Annotated in this window: 6 protein-coding genes and 1 pseudogene; 6 read left to right on the top strand and 1 reads right to left on the bottom strand. The window is 58.2% G+C overall.

Annotation, left to right across the window (positions count from 1 at the left end; genetic code table 11):
- Positions 1-577: 577 nt before the first annotated feature.
- A complete protein-coding gene (locus NZ705_11340) occupies positions 578-880 on the bottom strand; it encodes a hypothetical protein (protein ID MCS7293540.1) in 303 nt (100 codons plus the stop codon).
- Positions 881-1,037: 157 nt separating this feature from the next.
- Here NZ705_11340 and NZ705_11335 point away from each other — a divergent pair, with 157 nt between their 5' ends.
- The 6 genes and pseudogenes from NZ705_11335 (at position 1,038) to NZ705_11310 (ending at position 5,831) form a co-directional block, all read left to right on the top strand.
- A complete protein-coding gene (locus NZ705_11335; GenBank protein ID MCS7293539.1) occupies positions 1,038-1,406 on the top strand; it encodes a metalloregulator ArsR/SmtB family transcription factor in 369 nt (122 codons plus the stop codon).
- Between the two features lie 227 nt (positions 1,407-1,633).
- Positions 1,634-1,819, top strand: coding sequence for a hypothetical protein (locus NZ705_11330; protein MCS7293538.1), 186 nt, complete (start codon positions 1,634-1,636; stop codon positions 1,817-1,819).
- Between the two features lie 55 nt (positions 1,820-1,874).
- Positions 1,875-4,019 carry a polyribonucleotide nucleotidyltransferase gene (locus NZ705_11325; GenBank protein ID MCS7293537.1) on the top strand — a complete coding sequence of 715 codons (2,145 nt, stop codon included), beginning with the start codon at positions 1,875-1,877 and terminating at the stop codon, positions 4,017-4,019.
- A gap of 39 nt (positions 4,020-4,058) precedes the next feature.
- Complete coding sequence (locus NZ705_11320; protein MCS7293536.1) at positions 4,059-4,724, top strand: TPM domain-containing protein; 666 nt, start codon at positions 4,059-4,061, stop codon at positions 4,722-4,724.
- Entirely contained in the window at positions 4,721-5,446 is a 726-nt protein-coding gene (locus tag NZ705_11315) for a 2-phosphosulfolactate phosphatase family protein (GenBank protein MCS7293535.1), read from the top strand. The genes NZ705_11320 and NZ705_11315 overlap by 4 nt, the downstream gene beginning before the upstream one ends.
- 40 nt (positions 5,447-5,486) lie before the next feature.
- Positions 5,487-5,831, top strand: a pseudogene (locus NZ705_11310) (pentapeptide repeat-containing protein).

Genomic DNA, 5,831 nt, shown 5'->3' with positions numbered 1-5,831 from the left:
TAAACAAAAGGTGCGTAAGTTACAGGTGAGTCCAATCGAAAATCTGCAATTCTTAGGTCAATGAAACTATCCGTAGCTTATGTCAAGCTTTGTGATTTTAGCTATAGTTATAGTTGCAGATTATTTCTATCTTGGGGTCACAGGGCGTAGCCGTGCCCTAGGTTTTTCTATAGCTAGGCACAGAATGTTTGACATGGGTAACGGCCAACACCAATCCCTGTATGTCCGCGATAAACTTACTGTTTTTAGCGATAACACCGCCCTGACAAACTGAAGCAGTTCAGCTATGGCTTACGCTATCCTTGAATAAATTGTCTCATTTCTATCTGAAATAACTATAAGGGTTAGTTAAACATTGTTGCAATCGAGTACTTCTTGGCAAGGAATATGTTCATTCCGTATAGAAATGAGACACTTTTTGGCTGATCCAGAACAAGAGCCACCTCGCACATACCAGCAGTGCAGGGATTGTTCCCATTTCTACTGACTGCCAAATGTCTCAAACTTGTTTGAAATAACTATAATCGGTAAAATTGGGTCAGGGTCAGCTTGCTCGAAACAGTCCAAACCAATAGAGTTAGTGGCAAAAGTTCAACATAGCGGTTAACAGAATCTCTATCGTTTCTGTGTCGCTGTGGGTCTGCTCAATGGTTTGAATGATGGTCTGGATACCGGCGCTGTCGTTGCTCTGTAGAGCCTGGCTAAGGGCCTCCACCGCAGTTTGGGTAGTTGTCTGGGTATTAGCTTCGTTGGGGAGTTGGGTAAACAGATGGGCGATTTCAGCCCAAAGTCCTTCGGTTGAGTCAGAACTGGATGTTTCCGGACGCGCAGGCTGCGGCTCATTCAACCAGGCGTCCCAGTCAAAGGGGTTGGAGTGCATCCTGCTGGAGCGTAGCTTTCTTTAATAACATAGCAAAAGCAAAGTTGCCGCTCTACTCAGGCGTCATGCTCCCACGGTCAATTGGCCGGTCCCCCGCTTATACTCGAAGATGTACAGCCTAGGGGTTGGTTCAGCGACCCGAATGCTTGAGCAACGCATGGCTTCGGTTCTTACCACTGCGGACCCCGATGTTTGCAGTGCCTCGGACCATCCCACACGACCGCCGGTGCCGGTGTTGGATTTGCCGACGGCGCAGCGCATGGCCCAGTGGTTAGGTTTTTTAGCTGACCCCAACCGGTTGCGCATCCTGTCTATCCTGGCTGCAGGACCCCACTGTGTCGGGGATTTGGTGGATTTGCTCCAGATGAGCCAGTCGGCGGTTTCTCACCAGTTGCGAACCCTGCGGGCGATGGGCATCGTCCAGGGGCAACGCCAGGGCCGTCACGTCATCTACCAGCTCCACGATGACCATGTGCTGACTATTTACGAAACGGTGCGACAACATCTGCAGGAACCGGGTATCTAAGGGGGAAACCTGCGTTGGGTTCGCCAGTTGGGGCACTATCGCTGGCGTTGTGGGTGGCAGAGGTTGCGTTTGCCCAATCCTTTCGCACTGTGCAAGGGCATTCTCTGGGGATTCCTAAGCCTGGCCAATCGACAGTACGCCTTGGCGGACACGGCAAATGGCCATATCCATTATCGGGCCAGTGACAATCCTGAGCAGTTCAAATTTGCGATTCAAGAAAATCGCTGTTGCTGGATTATCAACAGGGCCAGTGGCGCAGTGTCACTCGGCAATTGTTGCCCACGCTGTTTGACTCGACTTTGACGTGTCAATTGCCGCAAGTGGGACGGGATATCGTGGTGCTCAATGCCCGCCAGCAACGCCTGTACCGGTTGCGTTGGCAAGACGACCGGTTTGTGCGCCTACCGCCGTAACGCTCCCCCCCGTCCCAATGCTAGGATAACGGTGGATGGGGAAAGAGAGTGAACGATGCAAAAGTCAATAACGTTTGACGGAAGGGAAATCCGTCTGCGCTTGGGAGAGTTGGCTCCCCAAGCCGGTGGCTCGGCATTGGTATCTTGTCAGGATACAACAGTTCTGGTCACGGCAACGCGCGGCACGGCACGGGAAGGCGTAGATTTCCTGCCCCTGATGGTGGAATACGAGGAGCGCTTGTACGCTGCCGGTCGGATTCCAGGGGGATTTTTGCGTCGAGAAGGGCGCCCGCCCGAAAAGGTGATTTTGACCAGCCGGTTGATTGACCGGCCCCTGCGCCCCTTGATTCCCGATTGGCTGCGGGAAGATATACAGGTGGTGGCCACGACCCTGTCGCTGGATGAGGAGGTGCCCCCAGACATCTTGGCGATCTTGGGAACGTCGCTGGCGGTGGCGACGGCGGGAATCCCCTTCATGGGGCCAATGGCGGCGGTCCGGGTGGGTCTCCTAGGCGATGAATTCATCATCAACCCCACCTACGCGGAAATCGAAGCAGGCGACCTGGATTTGGTGGTGGCCGGTTCCCCCCAGGGAGTGGTGATGGTGGAATGCCGCGCCAACCAATTGCCAGAACAGGACATGATCGAGGCGATTGACTTCGGTCATGAGGCGATTCAGGAACTCATCCGCGCGCAGCAGGAGTTGCTAGCAGACATGGGGATAACGTTGACCGTGCCCCCTGCGCCTGAACCGCCGGCGGACCTGGTGGCCTGGGTGGAAGCAACAGCAGCGGCGGACATCCAAGCGGTGCTTGACCAGACCATTGCTGACAAACAGTTGCGCAACCAGGCGCTGGAGGAGATCAAGGCGAAGGTAACAACGGCGTTGGACACCCTCCCTGAGGAAGACCCCCGCCGCAGCGCCGCAGCCAACGATCCAAAGCTAGTGGACGTCCTGTTCAAAGCCCTGACCAAGAAGCTCATGCGTCGCCATGTGCTGGAGAAGGGCATCCGAGTGGATGGGCGCAAGGTGGACGAGGTGCGTCCGATTTATTGCGAAGTGGGGATTTTGCCCCGGCGGGTGCATGGGTCTGCGCTGTTCCAGCGGGGTTCGACGCAGATTCTCTCGGCGGTGACCTTGGGAACGCCAGGCGACGCTCAAGAGTTGGCCGATGACCTGCACCCGGAGGAGGAAAAACGCTACCTGCACCACTACAATTTCCCGCCCTACTCGGTGGGAGAAGCCAGACCCCTGCGCGCACCGTCACGGCGAGAAATCGGGCATGGAGCGCTAGCAGAACGGGCCTTGGTGCCGGTGTTGCCCAGCAAGGAAGAGTTCCCCTACGTGTTACGGGTGGTGTCGGAGGTCTTGTCTTCCAACGGTTCCACCTCGATGGGGTCCGTCTGCGGTTCCACCCTGGCCCTGATGGATGCGGGGGTGCCCATCAAACGCCCGGTAAGCGGGGTAGCGATGGGATTGATCAAAGAGGGCGACCAGGTGCAGGTGCTGACCGACATCCAGGACATCGAGGACTTCCTGGGAGACATGGACTTCAAGGTGGCGGGCACCGATACGGGCATCACCGCCCTGCAAATGGACATGAAGATTACTGGGCTGGATGTGGCCACCCTTGGTCGGGCCATCCACCAAGCGCGGGCGGGTCGCTTGTTTATCCTGGAAAAAATGCTGGCGGCCTTGTCAGCGCCCCGCGCTAGTTTGTCGCCCTATGCACCGCGTCTGTTGACCCTGAAGATTGACCCCGAGCTAATCGGCGTCGTGATCGGGCCAGGGGGTAAAACTATTCGCGGGATCACGGAGGAAACCGGCGCCAAGGTGGATATCGAAGAGGACGGCACTGTGACCATCAGCGCCACCGATGAGGAACGCGCCCAGAAGGCCTACCGGATCATTGACGGCATGACCCGCAAGCTCAACGAAGGGGATGTGTACGCTGGGCGAGTGACCCGGATCATCCCCATCGGAGCGTTTGTGGAAATCCTGCCGGGGAAAGAGGGGATGATCCACATCTCCCAGTTGGCAGAACACCGGGTCGGCAAGGTGGAAGATGTGGTCTCGGTGGGGGACGAGGTCATCGTGCGGGTGCGGGAGATTGACAGTCGCGGGCGGATTAACTTGACCCGCCTGGGGATTCACCCGGACGAGGCGGCCACGGCTCGCCAGCGCAACCGGCTTGTTTAATACTGGCTCAAAGGTGGGATGCTGTTGGGAGAGAGACCCATGGGACGTTGGTTTTGGCTCGGGCTATTGGCGCTGTGGCTTTGGTGGGGACCCCTTGCCCCCGCATGGGCAACGGCAGTGACGGACTTACCCCCATCGCCGCCGGCAACCCCGGTTCTCGACGAGGCTGACGTGTTTAGCCCCAGCACGCTGAAGCAGGTCAACCGCACCCTGACCCAGCTGGCGAAAGACACGGGGTTCCAGGTGCATGTCGTCAGCCTGCGCCGCCTGGATTACGGCGAAACCGCTAGTAGTTTTGGAGAAAAACTGTTCCAGCGCTGGTTTCCCGATGGCGGGGCTCGGCAGGTGCTGTTGACGGTGGTGGCGCGCACCGCAACGGGGGATTTGCAAGCAGGTTCAGAAGCGGCAGCCCGACTCTCACCGGCGACGGCTGTGAGTATTGTCCAGGACACGCTGCTGAAACCGGTGCGCAACAACGTGTACAACCAGGCCCTATTGGACACGGTGGCACGGTTACAGGCGGTGCTTTCAGGACAACCGGACCCTGGCCCGCCCCCGGAAGAGGTGGAACGTGTAGAGGGCACCTTTGCCACCGCCGCCGAGACCCGCAGGATGAAGGACCTGTGGACAGGGGTGGTGCTTGTGCTGTTGATTCTGGCGACGGTCATCCCCATGGTCACCTACTACTGGTACGTCCTGCGATGAAGTGCTGGGTGTACCATACGCCAGAGCAGGTCCCCGTTGGGGAGTTGCCGGATTGTGCAGTGGTCGTGGACGTGTTGCGGGCCACAACCACAATGGCGGTGGCCTTGGCGGCGGGTGCGACGGCGGTGCAGGTGTTTGCCGACCTGGAGGAGTTGCTGCGGGTGAGTGACCAGTGGCCGGCTGCCCAGCGGTTGCGGGTCGGAGAACGGGGCGGCCAGGTGGTAGCGGGTTTTGACATGGGCAACTCGCCCCTGGATTGCACGCCCGAACGGGTCAAAGGACGGCGGCTGTTTATGAGTACCACCAACGGTACGCGCGCGCTGGCCCGTGTCCAAGCGGCTCCCTTGGTCCTAGCAGGTGCGCTGGTGAATCGCCAGGCAGTCGTGGACCTGCTCACGCACTACCAGCCAGAGCGGGTGTGGATTGTGGCTTCGGGATGGGAAGGGTCGTTTTCCCTGGAGGATACGGCTTGCGCTGGCGCCCTGTTGTTGGGACTCGGAGAGCAGGCAACCACCGGCAATGATGAAGCGGTCGGCGCTCTGGCGTTGTACCGACAGTGGCAGGACAATCTGTTGGAATTGCTCCACCGGGCCAGCCACGGGCAACGTCTGGTAAAGCTGGGGCAGGCAGAGGACTTGCGCTTTTGCGCTCAGGTGGATTGTTTGACGACGGTGCCCCGCCAAGTCGCTCCAGGAATTCTCACCGCACCAGAGCGAGCCTAAATGTTATACTTTTTTTACTTTGGCCGATGGGTTTTTGTGCATGGCAATACCAAAACTGACCGGGGAGGAACTGTTGCGCCGCTACGCTGAAGGCGAACGGGATTTTACCGGTGCACACCTCAAGGAAGTGGACCTGAGCAATAAAATCCTGAGCCGGATTATTTTGGCCGAGGCAAATTTGGAACGGGCCAACCTGACCGGTACGAACTTTCTGGGCGCCAATTTCCGGGGCGCGGTTCTCAACCAAGCCCGGATGTTCAACTGCAACCTCAGCGGGGCCAACCTGGTAGACGCCCAACTGTGGCGCGTGGATTTACGCCGGGCCTACCTGCGGGGGGCGAATTTAACCGGGGCCTACATGAGCGAGTGCGACCTGAGCGGCGCC

The sequence above is a fragment of the Gloeomargarita sp. SKYB120 genome (assembly GCA_025062155.1).
Classification (GTDB): domain Bacteria; phylum Cyanobacteriota; class Cyanobacteriia; order Gloeomargaritales; family Gloeomargaritaceae; genus Gloeomargarita.
Note: the sequence above shows the minus strand (reverse complement) of the source record. Positions and strands in the feature narration are given on the sequence as shown.